The organism is Shewanella sp. SM29 (assembly GCF_025654245.1).
GTDB classification, from domain to species: Bacteria; Pseudomonadota; Gammaproteobacteria; order Enterobacterales; family Shewanellaceae; genus Shewanella; species Shewanella oncorhynchi.
In genome coordinates this window covers 30,845-55,565 of record NZ_JAKKRN010000024.1, presented here as the reverse complement: position 1 = coordinate 55,565, position 24,721 = coordinate 30,845, and the positions used below count along the sequence as shown (strand labels likewise).

Genomic DNA, 24,721 nt, shown 5'->3' with positions numbered 1-24,721 from the left:
AAGCGCTCAAGTGAGCGCTTTTTTAATCGACAGCTAAATTACTTTTTCTTTGCCTTTGGGTTTGGCAAATCAGTAATAGAACCTTCGTACATTTCAGCCGCTAAGCCTACTGATTCGTGCAGTGTTGGGTGAGCGTGAATGGTTAATGCTAAATCTTCAGCATCACAACCCATTTCAATCGCTAGACCGATTTCGCCCAACAACTCGCCGCCGTTAACACCCACAATAGCACCACCGATCACGCGGTGAGTGTCTTTGTCGAAAATCAGCTTAGTCATGCCCTCAGAGCAATCTGACGCAATCGCACGACCACTTGCAGCCCATGGGAAAGTTGCGGTTTCGTAAGCAATACCTTGCTCTTTCGCTTCTTTCTCAGTCAGACCAACCCAAGCTACTTCAGGGTCAGTGTAAGCAATTGATGGGATGACTTTTGGATCGAAGTAGTGCTTCATGCCAGCGATAACTTCAGCCGCTACATGGCCTTCGTGCACGCCTTTGTGAGCCAACATAGGTTGACCAACGATGTCACCAATTGCATAGATGTGCGGTACGTTAGTACGTAGTTGCTTATCAACCTTGATAAAGCCACGCTCATCAACGTTAACACCTGCTTTTTCAGCATCTAACGACTTGCCATTAGGTGCACGGCCAATAGCCACTAATACGGCATCGTAACGAACTGCTTCAGTTGGCGCGCTCTTACCTTCCATAGAAACATAGATACCGTCTTCACGGGCTTCGACCGCTGTGACTTTAGTTTCAAGGATCAGGTTGAATTTCTTCTTGATTTGCTTAGTAAATACGCGAACCACATCTTTATCAGCCGCAGGGATCACTTGGTCGAACATCTCAACCACGTCGATTTGGCTGCCTAAAGAAGCGTACACAGTCCCCATTTCTAGACCGATAATACCGCCGCCCATCACTAACAACTTGCCTGGAACTTCTTTCAGTTCTAATGCGTCAGTCGAATCCCAAATACGTGGATCTTCATGCGGAATAAATGGCAGTTTGATTGGGCGAGAACCCGCTGCAATGATCGCTTGCTCGAAAGTCACTTTAGTCACAGTGCCATCTTCAGCAACCACTTCTAGCGTGTTAGGGCCAGTGAATTTACCAAAACCGTTAACCACGTTAACTTTACGCATTTTGGACATACCGCCCAATCCGCCAGTTAATTGGCCAATGACTTTTTCTTTAAAGCCACGTAACTTATCTAAATCGATAGTTGGCTCGCCGAAGACCACGCCGTGAGCGGCAACCGCTTTGGCTTCTTCGATAACTTTAGCAACGTGCAGTAAGGCTTTAGATGGGATACAACCCACGTTAAGACACACGCCACCTAAAGTGCTAAAACGTTCAACTATGATGGTTTCCAGACCTAAGTCAGCAGCACGGAAAGCCGCAGAATAACCTGCAGGACCTGCACCTAATACCACTACCTGAGTTTTGATTTCGTTACTCATGTTTTCCTCTAATTCTCATTCAATCCGTTGGAGGAGCTATCCTGCCAACCGAAAATGCGCCAGCGCGTAAGGTGGGCGCATTTTAACCTGTGTTTGATACTGATCACAATAAACAAAAGGCTGCTCAAGATGAGCAGCCTTATATGCTTACAGAACCAAAGTACGAATATCGGACAGAATTCCTGACAGCGTTACGCTAAAACGTGCAGCCATGGCACCATCGATCACGCGGTGATCGTATGACAGTGACAGCGGCAACATCAATTTAGGTTCGAACTCTTTACCATTCCACTTAGGCTTAATTTCAGATTTAGACACACCTAAAATCGCCACGTCTGGGTAGTTCACGATAGGCGTAAACGCCGTACCGCCAATACCACCTAAACTTGAAATGGTGAAACAGCTACCTTGCATATCAGCAGATTTCAGCTTGCCATCACGGGCACGGATAGAGATATCAGCCAGTTCACGAGATAACTCGATAATGCCTTTCTTATCCACGTCACGCACGACTGGCACAACCAAACCGTTTGGCGTATCAACCGCCACACCGATGTGGAAATACTTTTTCTGGATCAGTGATTCGCCATCAGAGCTTAAGCTCGAGTTGAACACAGGGAACTGTTGCAACGTTTTAGCCACAGCTTTCAGCATAAACACTAAAGGCGTGATCTTGTAATCGGCTTTTTTCTTCGCCGCTACATCGTTTTGCTGCTTGCGGAACTCTTCCATTTCAGTGATATCAGCTTCATCGAACTGAGTCACGTGAGGGATAGTCACCCAGTTGCGGTGTAAGTTAGGGCCAGAAATCTTCTGGATACGGCTTAATGGAATCTCTTCCACTTCACCAAACTTACTGAAATCAACTTTAGGTGCTGCAATCACTTGCAGACCGCCGCCATTACCTGAACCAACAGAAGTTGCCGCAGTCGCTTTCGGACGCGACAGTTCGTATTTCACATACGCCTGTACGTCTTCTTTCATGATGCGACCTTTACGGCCAGAACCTGTCACTTGGGTCAAGTCGACACCAAACTCACGGGCTAAACGACGTACCGCAGGAGACGCATGTACCGCACCAGTAGACACAGGTGTACCTGCGCTTGGGTGATGGGGTACTGGTGGACGGCTTGCAGGTGTTGGGGCTGCAACGGGTGCAGCGCTCACTGGAGCTGGAACAGCAGCTTGAGCTACCGCTGCTGGAGCTGCACCCGCACTTACTGTTGCAACAGAAGTAGTCTCAATCGTCGCAATGACGCTACCTTGAGAAACCTTGTCACCCACTTTAACAGTCAAAGACAGCAGTTTACCGGCAAATGGCGCTGGCACTTCCATGGTGGCTTTGTCAGTTTCAAGGGTGATCAAACCTTGGTCGGCAGTGATTTCATCACCGACAGACACGAGCACTTCAATCACATCGACATTGCTGGCATCGCCAATATCCGGCACTTGAATTTCTTTTACCGCAACCACACTTGCCGCTGGTGCAGCTGGTGCTGCGGCGACTGGCGCTACCGTAGTGGCAGGAGCCGCTTGGGCAGCAACGGTTGGCGCTGCTGCAGGTGCAGCGCCGCCCACTTCAAGCATGATAACTAAAGAGCCTTGCGACACTTTATCGCCAACCGCAACTTTAACGTCTTTAACCACACCCGCGAAAGGTGATGGCACGTCCATCGTCGCTTTGTCTGTTTCTAGGGTAATTAAACCGCTATCAACTTCAATCTTGTCACCGACAGCAACCAAGACTTCGATAACCGATACATCAGTGTCGCCACCGATATCAGGTACAGTGACTTCAACCACTTTGGTTGCGCCCGTCGCAGGAGCAGCAGCCACAGGGGCTGGAGCCGCTTGAACCGGTGCAGATGCTGGTGCCGCCTGAGCGGGTGCTGCAACTGGAGCCGGAGCGGCAGCTGCCGCGCCCGCCGCTTGCATCATAGCAATCAAAGTACCTTCAGATACTTTATCGCCCACAGCCACTTTCAATTCGGCTAAAACACCGGCGAAAGGCGCTGGAATATCCATAGTCGCCTTGTCGCTTTCGACGGTAAGAATCGATTCTTCTGCAGCTAAGGTATCACCCACAGCCACACAAATTTCGATCACTTGCACTTCATCGCCGCCGATATCAGGAACAAAAACTTCTTTTAATTCAGCCATTTTTATTGCCTCTTACGCGTACTGTGGATTGATCTTGTCAGCGTCGATACCATATTCTTTAATGGCTTTTGCTAACACATCGACAGGCAGCTCTTTGCGATCAACCAGTGATTTCAGTGCCGCAATAACGATGAACTTAGCATCCACTTCGAAGTGGTGACGCAGATTCTCGCGGCTGTCTGAACGACCGAAACCGTCAGTACCTAACACTTTGTAATCGGTAGGAATATAAGCACGTAACTGTTCGCCGTAAATCTTCATATAGTCAGTCGCGACGATTGCAGGTGCATCACTTGAAATCACTTGGCTGATATAGGCTTGTTTTGGCGTTTCGGTTGGGTGCAGCATGTTCCAACGCTCAGCGGCTTGACCATCGCGAGTCAATTCGTTGAAGCTAGTTACGCTAAATACGTCGGCAGTAATACCGAAGTCTTTCGCCAGTGCTTGCGCCGCTTTACGAGTTTGTTCAAGGATAGTGCCACAGCTCATTAACTGAACTTTGCCTTTACCTGAACCCGCAACCGTTTCTAACTTGTAGATACCTTTCACTATGCCCACTTCCGCGCCTTCTGGCATGGCTGGTTGCTCATAGTTTTCGTTCATTGTGGTCAAGTAGTAGAAGATATCTTCTTGATTTTCGCCGTACATACGACGGATACCATCTTGTACCACAACGGCGATTTCGTAGCCGTATGTTGGATCGTAAGTAATACAGTTAGGGATAGTGTTCGCCAATACGTGGCTGTGACCGTCTTGATGCTGTAAACCTTCGCCGTTAAGCGTTGTACGACCTGAAGTGCCACCGACTAAGAAACCACGAGCACGCATATCACCCGCAGCCCAAGCCATGTCGCCAATACGTTGGAAACCGAACATTGAGTAGTAGATGTAGAACGGGATCATAGGTGTATCGTTGACTGAGTAGCTCGTCGCTGCTGATACCCATGAAGACATAGCGCCGAGTTCGTTAATCCCTTCTTGCAATACTTGGCCGGTTTTATCTTCACGGTAGTAAGCAACTTGGTCAGAATCCTGCGGAATATATTTTTGGCCTTCGTGAGCATAAATACCCACTTGACGGAACAAACCTTCCATACCGAAAGTACGAGCTTCGTCAGGAATAATTGGCACAATATTTTTGCCAATTTTCTTGTCTTTCAGCAGAGCTGTCAGAACACGAACGAATGCCATAGTCGATGAAATTTCACGGCCGTTAGAGCCCTGTAAAATCGAATCGAAAATCTTCAGTGACGGCACTTCCATCTCTTCGGTGAACTTTTGACGACGTTGTGGCACGCTACCATGCAGCGCTTCACGACGGCTCATCATGTACTTCACTTCTTCAGAATCTGGACCTGGGTGATAGAAAGGCAGATCTTCTAACTGGTCATCTGGGATCGGAATATTGAAACGATCGCGGAAGTAACGGATAGACTCAATACCCATTTTCTTCACGTTGTGAGCGATGTTTTTACCTTCACCCGCATCACCTAAACCGTAACCTTTTACAGTCTTGGCTAAAATCACCGTTGGGCGACCTTTGGTTTTTTGTGCGTGATCTAAGGCAGCGTACACTTTCACAGGATCATGACCGCCACGGTTTAAGCGCCAAATGTCATCATCTGACATGTTAGCCACCATTTCGGCCGTTTCAGGATACTTACCAAAGAAGTGTTCGCGAGTATAAGCGCCACCTTTGGCTTTACAGTTTTGGTATTCACCGTCAACGGTTTCTTCCATTAACTGCAGTAACTTACCGCTAGTGTCACGGGCCAATAATGGATCCCAGTAACGACCCCAAATCACTTTAACGACTTCCCAGCCTGCGCCGCGGAATTCGCCTTCAAGTTCTTGGATGATCTTACCGTTACCACGTACAGGGCCATCAAGACGCTGTAAGTTACAGTTAACGATGAAGACTAAGTTATCTAATTCTTCACGGGCCGCTAAACCAATCGCACCTAAAGCTTCTGGCTCATCACACTCACCGTCACCTAAGAAACAGTAAACGGTTTGTGCTGAACAATCTTTCAGACCACGGTCAGTCAGATATTTCAGGAAACGCGCCTGATAAATCGCTTGGATAGGACCTAAGCCCATAGAAACTGTTGGGAATTGCCAGTAATCCGGCATCAGTTTTGGATGTGGGTATGAAGACAGGCCCTTGCCATCCACTTCTTGACGGAAGTTAGCCAGTTGGTCTTCGCTTAAGCGACCTTCTAAGAATGAACGCGCATAAATACCAGGGGCGATATGGCCTTGGAAATACACTAAATCGCCACCGTCTTTTTCATTGGGTGCGCGGAAGAAGTGGTTAAAACATACGTCATAAATAGTCGCGCTTGAGGCGAAGCTTGAAATATGGCCGCCTAATTCTAAATCTTTCTTAGAACCACGAAGTACCATAGCTAAAGCGTTCCAACGGATGATGGCGCGAATGCGACGTTCCATCTCTTGGTTGCCAGGCATGTGCGGCTCTTGACCCGCAGGGATAGTGTTCAGGTAAGCCGTTGTGGCGTTATAAGGCAAGTGAGTGCCATTACGACGCGCTTTATCGATCAGCTTTTCTAGTAAAAAATGCGCGCGCTCTGGGCCTTCCTGTTCCAACACGGCTTGCAGGGCATCAACCCATTCCTGAGTCTCTAACGGATCTACGTCTTGTAGCATATCTTCAGACATGACACTGTCCTTCTCTATATACATGATAATGAATGGTGTTTGCGGCATATTCCGATTTAGCTGGCAGCTAAATCACAGAACTTAAGCGCCACTCTTTAAACGGCGCAAGCTTCGCTGCAACCGGCTATCTTCTTCCCGCACAGATAACATCACCTCTTCGATGTAACTTAAGTGTTCATTCGAGGCTTCTCTGGCGGCATCGGGATCACGACGAACGATGGCAGCGAGCAAGGCCCGTCTGTGATCGTTAGCCATAGTAGAAGCTTCTTCGCGGCGGCTTAAAAGCTCCAGGTTTTGCGCCACATTTTGATGCAGCACAGGGGTTAAACTAAGAACGAGGTGTAACATAGCCACGTTATGTGACGCTTCCGCCACAGCACGATAAAAACGCACAATCGCAGCAGCTTTTTGTTCGATATCGGTGGCGGCTTCCACCTCGAGGATCATACGCTTGATATTCTGCATATCGGCGTCGGTACCACGCAGGGCCGCAAAATAGGCCATCATGCCTTCGGTGGCATGGCGGAACTCCAGTAAGTCGTACTGACTCTCTGGATCTGAATTCATCAGTTCAACAATAGGATCAGCAAGGGTCTGCCAGAGTTGTTCTTTGACATAAGTACCACCGCCTTGGCGGCGCATTAACAGTCCTTTTGCCTCAAGCTTTTGAATAGCTTCACGCAAAGAAGGTCGAGACACTTCAAACTGGATCGCCAGTTCGCGTTCAGGCGGTAACTTCTGACCGGGCTGTAAACTACCCTCTAAGATCATTTGCTCTAATTGCGCCATGATCACGTCAGAAATTTTTGGCTGATTAATTTTACTATAGGCCATCAGGCGCTCAGCTCCGTTGTAAATTGGTCTTACCAATTTTTTTGAGTGAGAGCACTTTATCAAATCAGCGTTTTGATGTCCAGATTGAAGATCACTCCTTAAAAGCGATCTCGATCAAAAGCACCCACGAAGAGAGAGCATAGCGGAAAAAAATGTTTATGGGGTCAGACCATTTGACAAAAGCACGGGCTTCGCCCTACTAGGCGCTGCAAAAAGCGCAGCGGATAGATTCTAGGTTCTAGACTAGAAGGAGCACAGCGACGCCCTAGCAGCGAAGCGTTCTCGATTCTAGCTACGAAGCATCCTTCTTTTAACTCACCAATCCAAAAATGGTCAGTAATGAAAGTATTGCAACAATAAGTGTAAAGTTACGTTTACTGAGCACTAATAATGCTAAGGTTGATTGTACACATATAGGTGCACTTGCGACCTCAGGTAAAGGTTGTGCCGCTAATGCCGTTTCAGCAACCACAGTGCGAGCGGTCGCATTTAAGGTCAACCCATTACGGCGCCACGCCGCTAAACCTTCACTAAATTGACCACTTAAAGCATAACCAAAGGCGAAAATCCGGCTCGGTAACCAATCCAGTAGCGTAATCACTTCGTTGACTAAGGGTAGCTCTAGGGATTTACGGGCATTCTCTTCGGCATAAAAACGTACAGTGCAATACAGTACAGCACCGACTGGACCTAAAAAAATGAAAAACAACGCCACGGCACCATAATAACGATAGTTAATCCAAGCAACACTTTGACCCACTTTGGCACCAAGGTCTTTCTCGGATACAGCATCTAAACACTCACTACAATCGAGTTCGGCGGCATAATGGTAACAAGCTTGGACATCTGAGCGACAAGCCGCTTGCATATATTTTTTGAAAATATCACGCTGTTTCTGATGGTTAAAACAAACCACTGCCACAACAATCCATAGGGCTAAACTTAATAAGCCCCAAAACATTCCCGCCACTAACCAAGATAAAACATATACCAACAAGGCTGGCAGCACTAACGCCAACGCCATCATCACGCTTGTCAGTGACGCTTTATCACCAAAAAATGTTGTCTGATAAGATTGCAGTAAACGATCAAATTGCCATGATGAAGGAAGAAATTTAAGTCGCTCCACTAAAATGGCGACCAAGAGTGAAAATAATGCCATGGGCTGTACCTCTATAATTTGTCCATAAATAGTCTAGGTTTATATGGAATACGTCTAAAATCCAAAAAGTTAAGTGATTAACTAAGGGCGCAACGCCTGAGTATATTCCTTTAACTTGCCTAAATATCCTTCCCAATCAAAACTTTGCCCTGGGTCCGTTTTCCGCATTGGTGCAATATCACAATGACCCACAATCCGTTCAATACTCAGCAATGGATATTCTACCAGTAGGGCTTGTGTTAACTCGATGAGTGACTGATATTGCTCAGGAGTGTAAGGCTCAGTATCTGTGCCTTCCAGTTCAATACCAATGGAAAAATCATTACAATTCTCTCTCTCACCATAACGAGACACCCCAGCATGCCAAGCCCTGTCATTACAGCTTACATATTGGACACGCTCGCCATTGCGGCGGATCAAAAAGTGCGCCGACACTTGCAAGCCCTGCAACGGTACAAAGCTGGAATCGACATTAGTATCTAAACACCCTTGAAATAATTGATCAATGTAAGGTAATCCAAAGCAGCCTGCGGGCAGACTAATATTGTGGATCACTAACAAACTCACTTCATTCAAGGGACGTTGATTAAAATGTGGCGACTCACAACGCCTCGCACTATCACACCAACCCGAATCAAACCGCATGATGAGCTTATCCTCTATGCCACATATACCGCCTTACTCTAACAGTATTCCTCCAAGCAAAGAAGAAACCCTGCGCACGGAACTTACTGACTGAGCTATCTTTTAACATTGAGATCATGGAGCAAACCATCCACTCTCAATTTAAATAAGGCTGCAGCTTACTCCTTTTGCTCAATCTTCCAACCTGTTCCGTGAGACCTAAGGCCGTGGTAATCTTAACCTAAAATGCAAGTAGGCCGTAATGCAAGGACTCCGCTTATGTTAGAAAACGATATCCGCCAATCAGTAAAATCTGCCCTCAGTGAAGACTTAGGTGGCACCGAAATCAACGATCAAACCAAAGCCATCGCTTATGGCGACATCACAGCAATGTTGATCCCCGCCGATAAGTACGCTGAAGCCACTTTAATCACCCGTGAAGAAGGCGTTTTTTGTGGTAAAGCATGGGCAGAGCAGGTTTTTAACCAACTCGGTGGTGAAGTCGCACTGCATTGGCATGTGGATGATGGCGATCTAGTATTACCCAACCAGCTATTATGTGAATTATCAGGTCCTGCGCGCGCTATTCTCACTGGCGAACGCACGGCAATGAACTTTATCCAAACACTTTCTGGTGTTGCCACCTTAACCAAACATTATGTCGATAAACTGGCGGGGACTCACACTCGTTTGTTAGATACTCGCAAGACAATTCCAGGCCTACGCACGGCACAAAAATATGCCGTCACCTGCGGTGGCGGAAAAAACCATCGTATTGGTTTATATGATGCTTTTTTGATTAAAGAAAACCACATTATGGCCTGTGGCGGTATTCGCCAAGCCGTAGATACCGCCCGCAGCTTGTACCCGAATAAACCCGTTGAAGTCGAAGTGGAGTCACTCGAAGAGCTCGCCTTAGCACTCGACTCTGGCACAGATATCATAATGTTAGATAACTTCGACATCACTAAGATGGTCGAAGCAGTTGAAATGAACAATCAATATAAAGCTAAAGGCGCCGGCGCTAAGCTCGAAGTCTCTGGTAATGTCACCTTAGATACCTTAGCCGAATTCGCCAAAACAGGGGTGGACTATATCTCAGTTGGCGCACTCACTAAGCATGTTCGCGCCTTAGATTTATCACTCAGATTAAAAGCTTAAAACCGCTGGATGTTAGCTGGTAGTGGAATGTTCTCGCAAAGTACCGTAAGCACATTCCACTCATAAAATATTAAGGCGAAATGCATTTTTTTGTAGGACTCCTCCAAACCAAATGTGAAATCGTGCCAGCACTATCATACTCAGCATTCACCCTCACGATTCCCCCACCCCGTCACCATTTCATGTCACCAATTTGACAACATCGAAAGACACGCCAGCTAAACTGATATTGTCAAAAAGTTGTTATAACCTAACATGTCGATAAGTTAGACTTTTATACAAAAACAACACTTTATTAGTACTTTATACTTAATTTTTGTTTCCTTTTACCTAACTTTGTACTAACTTTTACCAAGGCGAGATGGCCGTTTGGTCAACCTCACCTAAGGTCAGCACTGGGATTCTTTTTAAAATTGCCTAGTTCACGTTTTTTGAGAGGCATATTTTTGAAAACGTTAGCCTAAGGTGCGGTTGCCGAAACAATTTATTCAAACAAGCGCTAACCCAGCATTAACTTAGTGCTAATTTAGCAAAGCTAGCTTGGATAAATCAGCATGAGTCATTACACATGGGTCATTCAAGATCATCGGTGTACTGTTAATGTTACATAGATCATATAAATGATTTTATTGACATAAATGAGTAATAAAGTTTGATGAGATAAAACAATTTATAGAGTAAAACAGCGGTTAGGTTAAACACTCTATTCAACCACAGTAAGTCACTAAATAGTTAGCTGGAGAGAAAAATGAAGGCCATGCATTTAAACAAAAGATTAAACAAAGCATTAAATAAAAAAGCTCAGGGTTTTACCCTGATCGAACTAATGATCGTAGTTGCCATTATCGGTATTTTGGCTGCGATCGCATTACCAGCATACAAAGACTACGTGACAACTGCAGATGCGGGTGCTGGTATGAAGGCCGTGAGTGGATTAGCATCAACAGCTTCAGCTTGTGTTACCTCTGATATTGGTTGTACAACCGTGGCAACAAACATCGGCGCTGCAGGTGCTAAAGTTACTGGCACAGTAACAAAAGGAGTTAAATCAACAATTACTTATGCTGGTGATAAGTGCACAATTGCAGGTATTATTGATGTAGATGGTAGCGTTGAGTACACAGCAAAAGGCAAAGCTACTGCCGATAATGAGCTTTGCGAGAAGGGTTCTGGCGCTAAAGCTGGCAGCTAATCAAATCTCACCATATTTCTAAAAGCCCCTTTTTGGGGCTTTTTTATTTATATCAATTAATTATCCCAGTTAACCATAATCGCGGATACAGTTGCTTATCTAGGGCTTCATCACCAAGGCTAGTGATTAACAGTGCACTACAGGTTATCAATGTCGCCACCAAAGTAACTTTTAATGGCAGTGCTATTGCTCGCGGTTGATATTGGTGACAATTAAGCGCCAATAACGCGACTAACAATGCTTGGGATAATGGCATCACAATTACCCCATCAAACATGGCATAAATCCATATCGCGCACAGTGCAAACACCAGCACAATATCGGTTGTGTCCGTGTCTCTGCCAGAGTCTGTGTCGGGGATTTTGTTAATGCAGCTTTGTGGTTTTTCGGCCAAATGTTCACTAGACTCTGCCACTAATAATTTAAGCCGCTTTAATATTGACCATAATTTTATCAGCGACCAACTTACCAGCAAGATAAACGCAAATACACCAAACTCATATAAAACCTGTAGTAAGGCATTATGAGGATGGGCATTAGGCAAAGGTCTTGCTTCTGCCCATGCAAAACTCATTGGCCCGTGACCTAACCAAACATGTTCGGGGATCGTTTGCAAAATATAAATCCACATGCCAATGCGACCTGAGCTATTGGTTCTTAGCTGCCAAATTTGGCTATCAAAAATAAACAGTGGAATAATAATGATCAACACTAACCACAAAAGCGTGCCTAAAGCCACAGCCTTGATAATTGGACGAATAAACGCTTTACGCAGGTCGACAGGTAAAAAGCTATACACAACAAAAGCTGCCACCACCATTGCGAGTAATGCCCCGCGAGCCTCTGATTGCAGCAAGATTAACCACAACACACTAAAGGCCAACATGGCTGCCTGCTTATATTTCTTGAGTTGTTCAATATAAAAAGATAAGCACAATAGTGGCATCAGCATAACTTGCAACTGATTGAAAAATCTGACATTCATAAAGCCAGCAACTAAAGAATGCACATCGGGCCGATTAGCATCTAAGGCATGAAAAAGCAGTAGCAAAAAAAACTTAACTGAAAAACAAACCGAAAAAAATAATGCAAACCAAAAAAAACATTGCAGTACAACTGTTTTTCCTATATCCGCAATCAGTACACCGACGATATAAAACAAGCAGAACAACAATAAAAAATTGGCTAACTCAATCAATGACCAAAATGTGTGTTTACTATTTAATGCAGAAATAAAACCCAAAATCAATATTACACAGACAACCCAACATGTGTAAGGAGAAAGTATAGCTATCGGTACAGATTTTCTGTATGAAAGCAACACCATAGCAACCATCACAAATACGATAACTAAAATACGTTTCAGGTCATAAGTGTTACTCAGTCCAGCGAAACCACTGAGATAGCCCGAAAGAAGAGAACCCATAAAAAAGATGGCAAAAAATAAAAAAAGTATTATTCGAGAAAAAGCGTGAGAGAGTATCAACTTGAACATCCTTATTGGCGACTTATAACATCGCAATGATTATTAAAAATAATATTATTGATTTTAAAAGGAACATATATTTTTAAAAAAGGACTTTACTCATATAAAATAATAAAAATCGATGTTTAAATGCACCCAATAAAAATACTAATGAAGATCCAATCATAGAAATTAACGGTATCCGCTCGCGACAGCATATACATTAAACCGCATCTCTATGATGAACATGATTTTTCTGCAATTATGGAGCCTTTATTATATATGACAAATGTTTTTTTTGGCGCTATTATGAACTACTGTATCAAGATAGGAGTGTGTTATGCCATCTACAGGCCTTCACTTAGGGCTGTCGACGCTTTTTATTCGCAAAGGTCTGCTAAATGAAGAGCAGATGGCTAACGCCATCACAAAATCCCGTCAAAATAAGCAAGCGTTAGTCAGTACTTTAGTTCAAAGTAAACTGGTTTCAGCACGTGCTATTGCCGAACTCTGCTACGAGGAATATGGCACGCCACTACTCGACCTCAATGAATTTGATCTTGTTTCAATTCCAGAAGATTTCCTTAATAAGAAACTGATTGAAAAACATCGCTGCTTACCCTTGTTTAAACGCGGAAATCGCCTCTATATAGGCACATCCGACCCGACCAATATTGCCGCCCTAGAAGATTTCCAATTTAGTGCAGGCTTGCACGCCGAAGCGATTCTAGTTGAAGAAGATAAACTCGCCAAAGCACTAGAAAAAATTCTCGAAGTAGATATTAGCGGCCTAGATTTAGGCGGTATGGATGAAGCAGCTCTAGCCAATATTGAAATAACAGATACCGACAGACGCAATGAAGAGTCAGCAGGTGAGAGTAGCGATGATGCACCTATTGTTATCTATATCAATAAAATTCTAACCGATGCTATCCGTAAAGGTGCCTCGGATTTACACTTTGAACCCTATGAGAAGCGCTACCGAATTCGTTTTCGCATCGACGGTATTTTACACGAAGTTTCCGAACCCCCTATAAGCCTTGCAAATCGTTTATCGGCGCGGCTAAAGGTAATGTCGAAACTTGATATCGCCGAACGCCGCGTGCCACAAGACGGCCGAATCAAGATGAAACTTTCCCGCACTAAGTCCATCGACTTTCGGGTCAGCACTCTACCGACCTTATGGGGCGAAAAAATTGTAATGCGGATCTTGGATTCTTCCTCCGCACAATTGGGCATTGAAAAGCTCGGCTACGAGCCCGACCAAGAAAAACTTTACCTTGAGATGTTAGCAAAACCCCAAGGGATGATTTTAGTGACCGGCCCAACAGGCTCAGGAAAAACCGTCTCCCTCTATACAGGGTTAAATATTCTCAATACTGAAGAGCGCAATATTTCAACTGCCGAAGATCCGGTAGAAATAAACCTTGAGGGTGTAAACCAAGTCCACATTAATTTAAAAGCTGGCCTGACTTTCGCCTCAGCTTTACGCTCATTCCTGCGCCAAGACCCCGATGTAGTGATGGTGGGTGAAATTCGCGACCTTGAAACCGCCGAAATTGCCATTAAAGCGGCACAAACGGGTCATTTAGTGCTATCGACCTTGCACACTAATTCGGCAGCCGAAACCTTGACTCGTTTAATCAATATGGGCGTACCTGGTTATAACATCGCCAGCTCAGTTAACCTGATTATTGCCCAACGTTTAGCACGTCGACTTTGCCCCGAATGTAAGCAGGCTGAAATCATCCCTGAGCACGAACTATTACGTTTAGGTTTTGCCCAAGCACAAATTACACAGGGTTTTACCACTTTTAAACCTGTGGGCTGCGAGCATTGCTCCGGCGGCTATAAAGGCCGGGTTGGTATTTACGAAGTGATGAAGATGTCCGATGAAATAGCGCGTACTATCATGGAAGGCGGTAACTCCTTACAAATCGCCTCCCAAGCTAAAGCGCAAGGAATGCGGGATTTGCGTCAGTCAGGATTATTGAAAGTAATTCATGGCGTAACTAGTATTGCAGAAGTCAATCGCGTAACCAGTTTTGGCTAAATCCAATCTTTTATATCTAAAATTTAGGCAATACCGTATTACTACTCGTATATTTGAATCTTAGAGTCCAAACTATTTCGCTAGCACAGCGTTCAGTTAACTAGAAATCTAGAACGATTTATTTACAGGGATAATTTATGGCTACGGCAACGACAACAAGAAAGTCTCGAACTAAGAAAAACGAGCAAAAAAGCCAGCCCAAAATCTATACCTTCGAATGGAAAGGCGTAAATCGCGACGGCAAAAAAACGGCAGGCGAACTTAGAGGTGCAACCGCAGCCGAAATCCGTAGCCAGCTTAAATCCCAAGGAGTAAACCCTAAGAGCGTTCGTAAGCAGTCATCTCCACTATTTAAGTTAGGTGAAGCCAACATCACCCCTATGGATATAGCCATGATGACCCGTCAAGTCGCGACTATGTTGGCAGCAGGCGTTCCTTTGGTAACGACATTTGAACTACTCGGCCGTGGCCATGAAAAAGCTAAAATGCGGGAATTACTGGGTACTATTTTAACCGACATTCAATCGGGTATTCCCTTATCCGATGCCATGCGCCCCCATAGACGTTACTTCGACGAACTATATGTAGACTTAGTCGCCGCGGGTGAGCACTCAGGTTCACTCGACTTGGTTTTCGATCGCGTCGCAACCTACAGAGAAAAATCAGAAGCACTCAAATCAAAAATTAAGAAGGCTATGTTTTACCCTGCTGCGGTTGTAATCGTTGCTATTTTAGTTACAGCTTTATTACTTCTTTTTGTGGTGCCGCAGTTTGAAGATATTTTTAAGGGCTTTGGTGCAGAACTGCCCGCCTTTACGCAACTGGTACTGCATATTTCCCGCGGCTTACAATCCTCTTGGTATATCTTTTTAGCCGCTATTGTCGGCGGCATATTTTTGTTTGTACGCGCGCACCGAAACTCGCAAATGGTGAGAGATAGAGTCGACGAAGCCGTACTTAAAATCCCAGCCATTGGACCAATTTTACACAAAGGGGCGATGGCACGTTTCGCCCGTACTTTAGCAACTACTTTCGCCGCGGGTGTGCCGTTAATTGATGGCTTAGAGTCTGCCGCTGGCGCATCGGGTAATGCCGTTTATCGCAAAGCAATATTGAATATTCGCCAAGAGGTAATGGCGGGGATGCAAATGAATGTCGCGATGCAAACCACAGGGCTCTTCCCCGATATGTTAGTGCAGATGGTGATGATAGGCGAAGAATCCGGATCGCTAGATAACATGCTTAATAAAGTCTCAACCATCTATGAAATGCAGGTAGACGATGCTGTTGATGGCTTATCAAGTCTGATAGAACCGATTATGATGGTGGTAATCGGCACTGTCGTTGGCGGGTTAATTGTTGCTATGTACTTACCTATCTTCCAGATGGGTAAAGTTGTTAGCGGCTAGTTTAATTTCTCATCCTCAAAATATAAATAAGAACATCAAATGTCAGAATTTATCTCCCTTTTGGGCCAGTCTCTAAACCAGAGTCCTTGGCTCTTTATTACGCTAAGCTTTATTTTTGCCGCCACCATAGGCAGTTTTTTAAACGTAGTGATCCACAGATTTCCTGTGATGATGAAACGGGAGTGGCAGCAAGAATGTAATCAGTATTTGCAGGAATACCACGCTGAGATAGTCACACAAATCGGTATTGATAAACTCAATAAACCTATAGATAGCTTCCCCGAAAAATATAATCTTGTGGTGCCGGGCTCTGCTTGCCCTAAGTGCAAAACGACGATTAAACCTTGGCATAATTTACCTGTATTCGGCTGGTTAATGCTCAAGGGAAAATGCGCTGCTTGTCACGCCCCCATTTCCGCCCGCTACCCAATAATTGAATTCATCACAGGGCTACTTGTTGCGACTTTAGCGTGGCACTTTGGTCCAAGCTGGCAATTTGTCTTTGCGAGCATACTAACATTTGTACTTATCGCACTTACTGGCATCGATCTTGATGAGATGCTGCTCCCCGACCAAATGACGTTACCGTTACTTTGGCTCGGCTTGATCATCAATCTAAATCATACCTTTGCGAGTCCAACCGATGCCATTATCGGTGCGGCAGCTGGCTATTTAAGCTTGTGGTCCATTTTTTGGCTATTTAAGATCCTCACAGGCAAGGAAGGCATGGGCTATGGGGACTTTAAACTGCTCGCCGTTTTCGGTGCTTGGCTCGGCTGGCAAATGCTGCCGCTGGTGATTTTACTTTCGTCCCTCGTTGGCGCAGTGGTTGGCATCGCCATGATTGTCAGTAAACGCCTCAAACAAGGTAATCCCATCCCATTTGGGCCTTATATTGCTGCCGCAGGCTGGATAGCCCTAATATGGGGTCAACCTATAGTGGATTGGTACTTAAGTACGTTATAGAACAGGCTTCACTTAAGGATAACGGAACGTTCGCAAGCTCACTCACTGAACGCTTCGCTTACCGTAAGGACGAAGCCCGTTCCGTAGACTGTAAGGACGAAGTCCGTCCTAGCAGCATAGCGTCCTTCATAGCTTTTAAGAGAGTTTTATGTCTAAATTTATTGTTGGTTTAACGGGTGGGATTGGTAGCGGTAAAACGACTGTTGCCAATTTATTCGCCGCAGAAGGCATTACCTTAGTCGACGCCGATATCGTTGCCCGCGACGTTGTCGCTCAGGGTTCAAAAGGGCTTGAGGCCATCGTTAGCCATTTTGGCATTGAGATGTTAACGCCAGAAGGTGAACTCGATCGCGCCAAACTGCGGCAACGGATATTTAGCCACCCTGAAGAACGTGAATGGTTAAACCAGCTATTGCACCCCATGATCCGCCAAGAAATGCTAGCGCAGGTAGAAAAAGCAACCTCGACCTATGTAATTATGGTCGTGCCCTTGCTATTTGAGAACGGGTTAGATAGGTTAGTCAATCGGACTTTAGTGGTGGATATTTCGCCTGAGTTGCAAATCAGCCGCACCATAAAAAGGGACAATGTTGATGCATCTCAAGTAAATAACATCATTAACAGCCAATTGAGCCGCAGCGAAAAACTCGCCCGAGCCGACGACATTATTGATAATCAGGGAGAGATATCAACCTTAAAACGAGAGGTGCTAGCATTGCACCAACGCTATTTACAACTATCTGGTACTCATAACGCCCATGACTGAATTAGTTTACGAACAGCCCCTAAACGAGAAAATTCGCAGCTACTTGCGGCTCGAATACCTCGATAAACAGCTGCAAAGTAACCTAAGCAATGACCACCAACATAGATGTTTTTATCCGCTGTTTTCCCTCTGTGAATTGTCTGAACGCTGCGATTATCGCAATGAAGTATTAAAAGATATTGAGCGGCACTTGCTGCAACTGAACAAATGGCAAGAATTAGATCACGTCGACCACCAGCAAATCAATATCTATATCAACGCCCTCACCCAAGCCCGCGAACCGTTACAAAAGCCTGAACGCTTCGGCAGCCAATTAAAACAAGACAAATTTATTTCCGCACTACGACAACGCTTCGGCATGCCAGGTGCTTGCTGTAACTTCGACCTACCGCAACTGCATTATTGGCTATCTAAACCTTGGGAAGAAAAACAGCACGATTATCGCTCTTGGATAACGCATTTCGAACCTTTGCTCACCCCCATCACACTATTACTCCAACTCACCCGCAGTACAGCCCATTACGACAATGCCGTTGCCCATGCTGGCTTTTATCAAGGTGACAGTGCCCAAGCACTTGCTTTGGTAAGGGTTAAAGTCGATGCTTCCCACGGGTGTTATCCTACGATTAGCGGCCATAAAAACCGTTTCGCTATCCATTTTGTGCAGTTTGAACAACAACGCCACTCCGACCGTTCAATTGATTTCTTACTGGCTACCTGTGCATGAAGCCTTTACACTAATGGCCTGAAAGACATTAGTATTAGCGGCCGCTTTATCGCCGTTAACCAAGAGAACAATTATGCCATTGACCGTTAACTGCCCTATTTGCAAAGCCCCTGTCGAGTGGGTGCCACAATCTGCATTTAAACCTTTTTGCAGCGAGCGCTGTAAGTTGATCGACCTCGGTGATTGGGCGTCAGAAAAACACGTCATCCCAGTCAAAGCCGAGTTTGATCCAGAAGCATTTGATGAATTTGATCTCGATGAAGGCGATTTTTTTAAAGAGTAATTTGGGGTTTACACACGAATCACTCAGCTCAAGCCTTTAATGCACTTACTTTTTCCTACTCATTAATCGATAAATATTATGACTAAACGAATCCATGTTGCCGTCGGCATTATTACTAACTCGGCCGGTGAAATTCTGTTGGCAAAACGCCCAGATCATTTACATCAAGGTGGAAAATGGGAATTTCCTGGTGGTAAGGTTGAGACAGGCGAAACTGTCACTCAGGCATTGATCCGTGAACTCAAAGAGGAAGTCGCGCTCAATGTCACTGATAGTCAGCCATTTATGGCGTTGAGTTTCGACTATCCCGATAAACAAGTGCTACTCGATATCCATTCAGTCACAGAATTTAACGGCACAGCCCAAGGCCTTGAAGGCCAGCTTATCGCTTGGGTCACTAAAACCGACTTAACCAATTACGACTTCCCCGAAGCTAATAAGCCTATTCTTGAAAAAATTCTGGATCAGTAATCCAGCAATTTACCTTATCCTCTCAATGTGTTCTGTCCCCGAATCGCGATTCGGGGATGAAATTTTTCAATGCCTTAACTCCACAAACTAAGCAATTCTGTGATCGTTAAGCTTACATACCCAAACCACCTGAAGATGCAGGATTCAGCGGGAATTTTACGCACTTTAGGCAAGGCGGCTATTTGCAGACCTAGCGGGCTAAGTTAAAAATAATCAACACAGCATAAAGTGCGTTAAAACACGCCGAGACGGAGCGCCTAGGGCACTCCACTTCCGTGTTGCATCAATTCAAAAGGTGGCCGACATTCTGTCATTGATGCGCCTTGAATTGAAGCACCCTAGGCGCTCTGAAACTCGTATCTTCAGGTAGCTTGGGTATAGATATTAGCAATGCGTGATCTTGCTTGCAGCAAATCAATTAATCGCTTTAATCGTATCCAGAATAATGTTTGAATCGAATTTCATTCTTTCTCTTCGATTTCGAGGGCGCATCATGCACAATAACGTTAAGGCATTCCTAGCCACTACCGCCTTATTTTTTAGTTGTCAGGTACTAGCCAATGGTGGCTGTGGATTTGAAGAACAACAACAGGGTTTAATTGCGACCTGCAGTGAGGAGAAACAAGAAGTGATTTTAACTGGCATAGTAGAAGCACAACATTTAGTCACAGATCTCAATGAGTTTGCCGAAGGGTATAAAACCTATCAAGTCGATACCACTGCAATCACCCCACTTAAAAGCATCACTAAACCTACAGAAATTGTAGTGATCATTGGTACTTGGTGCCCAGATTGTCACCGGGAAACACCACGCTTTATCCGTATTATGGAAGAAGTCGCTAATCCCAATATTAAAGTGACCTATATTGGTGTCGACCGAACGAAAAAAGATCCCGAAGGCTTAGCCGCAAAATACGACTTTACCCGCATTCCAACCTTTATTGTACTGCAGCAAGGTAAAGAAGTTGGCCGCATCGTAGAGCGTCCAACGGTTTCCTTAGAAAAAGATCTCGCCGATTTATTGAAATAATCGCCACAGTACAAACAATAAAGGCCGCATCGCGGCCTTTGGTTTTTATCATGTTTCAATAAAAAATTAGCTGACTTCGTCAATAATCCGCTGAGCTAACATCACTAAAACACCTTCACGTAACGCGCCGCCAGATAAGGCTAAATGCTCGATCCCCAGCAACTCAAACAAGGCCAATAAAATAGCGACACCCGCAGCAAAAGTCGGTGCTCGCTCACTGCAAAGCCCTGCAATCCCCATTAAGCTAATATCTTCTTGAGCGAGGATCTCAGCCTTCAACTGAGTAAGCACATCGAGTGTGATAGTTTCAGATAACCCTCGGTGAAGTAGCACTTCTACCACGGACTGTACAGCGCCGGAGGCACCAACGACACAATGCCAACCTAGATCACGTAGGGTTTGCCTATGCTCAGCTAATGTGGTTAGCACTTGCTGCTTAGCATCATCGAAATCTAACTGCTGCAGCGGCAAACTTCTGAAAAATTGGCGATTATAAGTCACGCTACCAAAGGGCAAACTGGTTTTGAACAGCACTTGATGCCCATCGCCAATGATAAACTCTGTACTCGCCCCACCGATATCAATAACCAAGCGACGGCCTTGACCACAAGTGGTCGCCACCATACCTTGATAGATAAGCTCTGCTTCACGCATACCAGAGATAATTTCGATCGGATGACCTAAGAGTGGCAATGCACGCTGATTAAACTCATCAGCATTGCTAATACTGCGAAGAGTTGCAGTTGCAATCACAGCAACATGGTTTGCTTCAATCTTATGTTGCACCAACATCTGGGCAAACATACTCAAACAGTCGAGGCCGCGCTGCATGACATCGGGGCTTAATTTGCCATCGTTGCCTATGCCTTCGGCGAGCCTCACCTTGCGTTTATATTTCGCAATAATATGCGGCTGACCACCACGCGTTTTGGCGATCAGCATATTAAAACTATTTGAGCCTAATGTTATAGCGGCATAAGCGGGTGTTGGCATTTACGAATGTCTACGTGTCCTATCATGACGAGGAGGGCGAGCACCACTGCGTTGAGCACCTGGGCGGCTTGCCCCTGAACGATCACGCAAGTTTCGAGTGCCGCTAGGGTGTTTACGGTGGATCTTCGCTGGCGTAGGAATATCGGCCAGTAAAGCTTCACTGTCGTAGTTACTTACTGGAATCGAATGATTGATATAGCTTTCGATTGCAGGCAAGTTCAATGCGTACTCTTCACAGGCAAAGCTTATCGACATGCCTTTGTTACCCGCACGACCCGTACGACCGATTCGGTGAACATAGTCTTCGCAATCATCAGGTAAATCATAGTTATACACGTGTGAAACGTCAGAAATATGTAAACCACGAGCCGCAACATCAGTAGCAACCAATATATCTAGCTGGCCACTGGTAAATTGCTCAAGGATACGAATACGCTTTTTCTGTGGCACATCACCCGTTAATAAACCCACGCGATGTCCGTCACCTTCAAGCCAAGACCAAAGCGTTTCACAACTGTGCTTAGTGTTGGAGAAAACGATGGCTTTTTCTGGCCAATCTTCTTCAATCAAGGTCAACAGCAAACGCATCTTCTCTTCTTGGGAAGGATAGAAGATTTCTTCTTTGATGTTTTTGGAGGTTTTTTCTTCGGGGGCGATTTCGACTTTAACGGGCTCATTCATATGATCATAAGCCAGCTCTTGTACTTTCATGGACAAGGTTGCCGAAAATAGCATATTAAGACGTTGATTTGCCTCAGGCATACGTCTAAATAAGAAGCGGATATCTTTAATAAAACCAAGATCAAACATACGATCGGCTTCATCAAGTACCACAGCCTGAATTGAATTCAAGCCAATAATACCTTGGCGAACGTAGTCGATAATTCGACCCGTTGTACCAATCAAGATATCAACACCTTGATCTAATACTTTACGCTGCACATCGTAACTTTCACCGCCATAAACAATACCCACCTTTAAGTGCGTGTGCTTAGCGAGTAAAATCGCATCTTTGGCAATCTGAATCGCCAGTTCGCGAGTCGGGGCCATAATGATGGCGCGGGGCTGATTAATCAGTCGACCTTCAGGTATGGGAGTCGATAATAAATGATTAAACGTGGCGACCAAAAAGGCCATTGTCTTACCAGTGCCCGTTTGTGCTTGGCCTGCGATATCTTTTGATTGGAGTAATACAGGCAGTGATAACGCCTGGATCGGCGTACAAAATTCGAAGCCGTTCTCGGCAAGGGCCTGTTTAACCTCAGGATGTAGAGGTAGGTCGGCAAACCTTTGGGTAGATAGATGTGTTTCGCTCATAGCGCAAGCTTACCTGTTGAGGTTGCAATAAGATACTCGATCGTTTGAAATAGCCACATTGTAAAAAGGTAACTTGAAAAGCTATTTTTCAGCCCCAATATACATGGTAAGCCATTAACAAACCAGCAATGGCACCCAAACTGGAGAACATCATGAGCGATAAAATTATATACCTGAGTGACGACAGCTTCGAAAACGACGTATTAAAGTCTGATTTGCCAGTATTGGTAGACTTCTGGGCCGAGTGGTGTGGTCCTTGTAAAATGATCGCTCCAATTTTAGACGATGTGTCTGAAGAATATGCAGGTCGCTTGACTATCGCTAAATTAAACGTTGACCAAAACAATGTTTCTCCAGCGAAATATGGCGTTCGTGGCATCCCAACTTTACTGCTATTCAAGAACGGCGAATTAGCCGCGACTAAAGTTGGCGCACTCTCAAAAACGCAATTGAAAGAGTTTATCGACGCTCAAATCTAATTTGACGTCGTAATGAGTGACCTCCGGCACAAGCTATAAATTAATTGTGCCGGAATTTCCCTAAATTTCTGGACGCCCCGCTTTGTTAGTGCTACTTTAATAACCAGATTCTTTCTAATAACCTCTTCTCGCTCGTCAATCACTATCCTGAATTACATCCTTACTGATTGATCGCGGTAAGCTTTGTCGCGTAACACAAGACCCCCAAAATGAACTTAACTGAATTAAAAGACACGCCGATTTCTGACCTAGTCTCGCTAGCTGAAAATATGAAGCTCGAAAATATGGCCCGCGCTCGCAAGCAGGACATTATTTTCTCAATCCTTAAAGCCCACGCAAAAAGTGGAGAAGACATTTTCGGTGGTGGGGTATTAGAAATACTCCAAGACGGTTTCGGCTTCTTACGCAGCTCAGACGGTTCTTATTTAGCTGGTCCAGATGACATCTATGTCTCACCAAGCCAAATTCGCCGCTTCAACATGCGAACGGGTGATACCATTTTTGGTAAAATTCGCCCACCAAAAGAAGGCGAGCGTTATTTTGCTCTATTGAAAGTCAACGAAGTTAACTTCGATAAACCAGAAAACTCCCGTAATAAAATCCTCTTTGAAAACTTGACTCCACTCCACGCAGAAGAACGTATGCGTATGGAGCGCGGCAACGGCTCAACTGAAGATATTACAGCGCGTATTCTGGATTTATGCTCACCGATTGGTAAAGGTCAACGTGGTTTGATCGTTGCACCACCAAAAGCCGGTAAAACGCTATTACTTCAAGGTATTGCTCAAAGCATCAGCTACAACAACCCAGAAGTGGTGTTGATGGTATTGCTTATCGACGAACGCCCAGAAGAAGTAACAGAGATGCAGCGCCTCGTTAAAGGCGAAGTTATCGCATCAACCTTCGATGAGCCAGCCAGCCGTCACGTTCAAGTTGCCGAAATGGTGATTGAAAAAGCAAAACGTTTGGTTGAGCACAAGAAAGACGTCGTTATCTTACTCGATTCGATTACCCGTTTAGCCCGTGCCTATAACACTGTTATCCCGTCATCGGGCAAAGTGTTAACTGGTGGTGTGGATGCAAACGCTCTACACCGTCCAAAACGCTTCTTCGGTGCGGCACGTAACATCGAACACGGCGGCAGCTTGACCATTATCGCCACAGCCTTGGTTGATACGGGTTCTAAGATGGACGAAGTAATCTACGAAGAATTTAAAGGTACAGGTAACCAAGAGCTACATTTGTCACGTAAAGCGGCAGAAAAGCGTGTGTTCCCAGCCATTGACTTCAACCGCAGCGGTACCCGTCGTGAAGAAAAACTCACGACTCAAGAAGAACTGCAAAAAATGTGGATCCTGCGTAAGATCCTCAATCCTATGGATGAAGTCAGCGCAATGGAATTCTTAATCGATAAATTGGCGATGACCAAGACTAACGAAGAGTTCTTTACCGCCATGAAACGCACTAAGTCTTAAATCTCACTC

Annotated in this window: 21 protein-coding genes; 12 read left to right on the top strand and 9 right to left on the bottom strand. The window is 45.1% G+C overall.

Annotation, left to right across the window (positions count from 1 at the left end; all coding sequences use genetic code 11):
• Window positions 1–38: 38 nt before the first annotated feature.
• The 6 genes from lpdA to ampD form a co-directional block, all read right to left on the bottom strand.
• Window positions 39–1,466 (bottom strand): dihydrolipoyl dehydrogenase, encoded by a 1,428-nt coding sequence (gene lpdA / locus L5L77_RS15965; RefSeq protein WP_263223094.1) that lies wholly within the window; start codon window positions 1,464–1,466, stop codon window positions 39–41.
• A 147-nt stretch (window positions 1,467–1,613) separates the two neighbouring features.
• Entirely contained in the window at window positions 1,614–3,626 is a 2,013-nt protein-coding gene (gene aceF, locus L5L77_RS15960) for a dihydrolipoyllysine-residue acetyltransferase (protein ID WP_263223093.1), read from the bottom strand.
• Between the two features lie 12 nt (window positions 3,627–3,638).
• Complete coding sequence (gene aceE, locus L5L77_RS15955) at window positions 3,639–6,305, bottom strand: pyruvate dehydrogenase (acetyl-transferring), homodimeric type (RefSeq protein WP_105250400.1); 2,667 nt, start codon at window positions 6,303–6,305, stop codon at window positions 3,639–3,641.
• Between the two features lie 81 nt (window positions 6,306–6,386).
• Window positions 6,387–7,139 carry a pyruvate dehydrogenase complex transcriptional repressor PdhR gene (gene pdhR, locus L5L77_RS15950; RefSeq protein WP_105250401.1) on the bottom strand — a complete coding sequence of 251 codons (753 nt, stop codon included), beginning with the start codon at window positions 7,137–7,139 and terminating at the stop codon, window positions 6,387–6,389.
• 310 nt (window positions 7,140–7,449) lie between these two features.
• On the bottom strand, window positions 7,450–8,301 hold the full coding sequence (gene ampE, locus L5L77_RS15945) for a beta-lactamase regulator AmpE (protein ID WP_263169634.1): 852 nt from the start codon (window positions 8,299–8,301) through the stop codon (window positions 7,450–7,452).
• 81 nt (window positions 8,302–8,382) lie between these two features.
• On the bottom strand, window positions 8,383–8,946 hold the full coding sequence (ampD, locus tag L5L77_RS15940; protein ID WP_263223091.1) for a 1,6-anhydro-N-acetylmuramyl-L-alanine amidase AmpD: 564 nt from the start codon (window positions 8,944–8,946) through the stop codon (window positions 8,383–8,385).
• A 258-nt stretch (window positions 8,947–9,204) separates the two neighbouring features.
• Here ampD and nadC point away from each other — a divergent pair, with 258 nt between their 5' ends.
• A complete protein-coding gene (nadC, locus tag L5L77_RS15935) occupies window positions 9,205–10,086 on the top strand; it encodes a carboxylating nicotinate-nucleotide diphosphorylase (protein WP_105250404.1) in 882 nt (293 codons plus the stop codon).
• Window positions 10,087–10,834: 748 nt separating this feature from the next.
• Window positions 10,835–11,278 (top strand): prepilin-type N-terminal cleavage/methylation domain-containing protein, encoded by a 444-nt coding sequence (locus tag L5L77_RS22725; RefSeq protein ID WP_317629714.1) that lies wholly within the window; start codon window positions 10,835–10,837, stop codon window positions 11,276–11,278.
• Between the two features lie 52 nt (window positions 11,279–11,330).
• Here the strand turns inward: L5L77_RS22725 and L5L77_RS15925 are convergent, their stop codons facing one another.
• Window positions 11,331–12,263, bottom strand: coding sequence for an O-antigen ligase family protein (locus tag L5L77_RS15925; protein ID WP_263223089.1), 933 nt, complete (start codon window positions 12,261–12,263; stop codon window positions 11,331–11,333).
• An 820-nt stretch (window positions 12,264–13,083) separates the two neighbouring features.
• Here L5L77_RS15925 and pilB point away from each other — a divergent pair.
• From pilB to L5L77_RS15885, 8 genes are all read left to right on the top strand, one after another.
• Entirely contained in the window at window positions 13,084–14,796 is a 1,713-nt protein-coding gene (gene pilB / locus L5L77_RS15920) for a type IV-A pilus assembly ATPase PilB (RefSeq protein WP_263223087.1), read from the top strand.
• Between the two features lie 137 nt (window positions 14,797–14,933).
• Window positions 14,934–16,205, top strand: a complete 1,272-nt coding sequence (locus L5L77_RS15915) for a type II secretion system F family protein (protein WP_263223085.1) — start codon at window positions 14,934–14,936, stop codon at window positions 16,203–16,205.
• 39 nt (window positions 16,206–16,244) lie between these two features.
• Complete coding sequence (locus tag L5L77_RS15910; RefSeq protein WP_263223084.1) at window positions 16,245–17,171, top strand: prepilin peptidase; 927 nt, start codon at window positions 16,245–16,247, stop codon at window positions 17,169–17,171.
• A gap of 148 nt (window positions 17,172–17,319) precedes the next feature.
• Window positions 17,320–17,937 carry a dephospho-CoA kinase gene (gene coaE / locus L5L77_RS15905; RefSeq protein WP_263223082.1) on the top strand — a complete coding sequence of 206 codons (618 nt, stop codon included), beginning with the start codon at window positions 17,320–17,322 and terminating at the stop codon, window positions 17,935–17,937.
• Complete coding sequence (gene zapD, locus L5L77_RS15900; RefSeq protein ID WP_263142932.1) at window positions 17,930–18,664, top strand: cell division protein ZapD; 735 nt, start codon at window positions 17,930–17,932, stop codon at window positions 18,662–18,664. Before coaE ends, zapD begins: the two co-directional genes overlap by 8 nt.
• Before the next feature lie 73 nt (window positions 18,665–18,737).
• Window positions 18,738–18,947: a DNA gyrase inhibitor YacG gene (gene yacG, locus L5L77_RS15895; protein WP_006083355.1), complete on the top strand. Its 210-nt coding sequence runs from the start codon at window positions 18,738–18,740 to the stop codon at window positions 18,945–18,947.
• Between the two features lie 78 nt (window positions 18,948–19,025).
• On the top strand, window positions 19,026–19,418 hold the full coding sequence (gene mutT / locus L5L77_RS15890; RefSeq protein ID WP_198573100.1) for an 8-oxo-dGTP diphosphatase MutT: 393 nt from the start codon (window positions 19,026–19,028) through the stop codon (window positions 19,416–19,418).
• Window positions 19,419–19,911: 493 nt separating this feature from the next.
• Window positions 19,912–20,448 (top strand): thioredoxin family protein, encoded by a 537-nt coding sequence (locus L5L77_RS15885; protein WP_263223081.1) that lies wholly within the window; start codon window positions 19,912–19,914, stop codon window positions 20,446–20,448.
• A 66-nt stretch (window positions 20,449–20,514) separates the two neighbouring features.
• Here the strand turns inward: L5L77_RS15885 and L5L77_RS15880 are convergent, their stop codons facing one another.
• Window positions 20,515–21,441 (bottom strand): exopolyphosphatase, encoded by a 927-nt coding sequence (locus L5L77_RS15880; RefSeq protein WP_263223080.1) that lies wholly within the window; start codon window positions 21,439–21,441, stop codon window positions 20,515–20,517.
• Window positions 21,442–22,758 (bottom strand): ATP-dependent RNA helicase RhlB, encoded by a 1,317-nt coding sequence (gene rhlB / locus L5L77_RS15875; RefSeq protein ID WP_063884693.1) that lies wholly within the window; start codon window positions 22,756–22,758, stop codon window positions 21,442–21,444. It abuts the gene before it with no gap.
• 152 nt (window positions 22,759–22,910) lie between these two features.
• On the opposite strand from rhlB, the gene trxA reads away from it, so the two are divergent.
• Both trxA and rho read left to right on the top strand, forming a co-directional pair.
• On the top strand, window positions 22,911–23,237 hold the full coding sequence (trxA, locus tag L5L77_RS15870; protein ID WP_105250415.1) for a thioredoxin TrxA: 327 nt from the start codon (window positions 22,911–22,913) through the stop codon (window positions 23,235–23,237).
• 209 nt (window positions 23,238–23,446) lie between these two features.
• Window positions 23,447–24,712 (top strand): transcription termination factor Rho, encoded by a 1,266-nt coding sequence (gene rho / locus L5L77_RS15865; RefSeq protein ID WP_011787892.1) that lies wholly within the window; start codon window positions 23,447–23,449, stop codon window positions 24,710–24,712.
• Window positions 24,713–24,721: the final 9 nt, after the last annotated feature.

Excerpts from the sequence above, each read along its gene's own strand:
- L5L77_RS22725 (WP_317629714.1), top strand. The coding sequence starts at position 10,835 with ATGAAGGCCATGCATTTAAACAAAAGATTAAACAAAGCATTAAATAAA.
- pdhR (WP_105250401.1), bottom strand. The coding sequence starts at position 7,139 with ATGGCCTATAGTAAAATTAATCAGCCAAAAATTTCTGACGTGATCATG.
- L5L77_RS15915 (WP_263223085.1), top strand. The coding sequence starts at position 14,934 with ATGGCTACGGCAACGACAACAAGAAAGTCTCGAACTAAGAAAAACGAG.
- rhlB (WP_063884693.1), bottom strand. The coding sequence starts at position 22,758 with ATGAGCGAAACACATCTATCTACCCAAAGGTTTGCCGACCTACCTCTA.
- ampE (WP_263169634.1), bottom strand. The coding sequence starts at position 8,301 with ATGGCATTATTTTCACTCTTGGTCGCCATTTTAGTGGAGCGACTTAAA.
- yacG (WP_006083355.1), top strand. The coding sequence starts at position 18,738 with ATGCCATTGACCGTTAACTGCCCTATTTGCAAAGCCCCTGTCGAGTGG.
- nadC (WP_105250404.1), top strand. The coding sequence starts at position 9,205 with ATGTTAGAAAACGATATCCGCCAATCAGTAAAATCTGCCCTCAGTGAA.
- aceE (WP_105250400.1), bottom strand. The coding sequence starts at position 6,305 with ATGTCTGAAGATATGCTACAAGACGTAGATCCGTTAGAGACTCAGGAA.
- aceF (WP_263223093.1), bottom strand. The coding sequence starts at position 3,626 with ATGGCTGAATTAAAAGAAGTTTTTGTTCCTGATATCGGCGGCGATGAA.
- pilB (WP_263223087.1), top strand. The coding sequence starts at position 13,084 with ATGCCATCTACAGGCCTTCACTTAGGGCTGTCGACGCTTTTTATTCGC.
- L5L77_RS15885 (WP_263223081.1), top strand. The coding sequence starts at position 19,912 with ATGCACAATAACGTTAAGGCATTCCTAGCCACTACCGCCTTATTTTTT.
- L5L77_RS15910 (WP_263223084.1), top strand. The coding sequence starts at position 16,245 with ATGTCAGAATTTATCTCCCTTTTGGGCCAGTCTCTAAACCAGAGTCCT.
- rho (WP_011787892.1), top strand. The coding sequence starts at position 23,447 with ATGAACTTAACTGAATTAAAAGACACGCCGATTTCTGACCTAGTCTCG.
- trxA (WP_105250415.1), top strand. The coding sequence starts at position 22,911 with ATGAGCGATAAAATTATATACCTGAGTGACGACAGCTTCGAAAACGAC.
- mutT (WP_198573100.1), top strand. The coding sequence starts at position 19,026 with ATGACTAAACGAATCCATGTTGCCGTCGGCATTATTACTAACTCGGCC.
- coaE (WP_263223082.1), top strand. The coding sequence starts at position 17,320 with ATGTCTAAATTTATTGTTGGTTTAACGGGTGGGATTGGTAGCGGTAAA.
- L5L77_RS15925 (WP_263223089.1), bottom strand. The coding sequence starts at position 12,263 with ATGAATGTCAGATTTTTCAATCAGTTGCAAGTTATGCTGATGCCACTA.
- L5L77_RS15880 (WP_263223080.1), bottom strand. The coding sequence starts at position 21,441 with ATGCCAACACCCGCTTATGCCGCTATAACATTAGGCTCAAATAGTTTT.
- zapD (WP_263142932.1), top strand. The coding sequence starts at position 17,930 with ATGACTGAATTAGTTTACGAACAGCCCCTAAACGAGAAAATTCGCAGC.
- lpdA (WP_263223094.1), bottom strand. The coding sequence starts at position 1,466 with ATGAGTAACGAAATCAAAACTCAGGTAGTGGTATTAGGTGCAGGTCCT.
- ampD (WP_263223091.1), bottom strand. The coding sequence starts at position 8,946 with ATGCGGTTTGATTCGGGTTGGTGTGATAGTGCGAGGCGTTGTGAGTCG.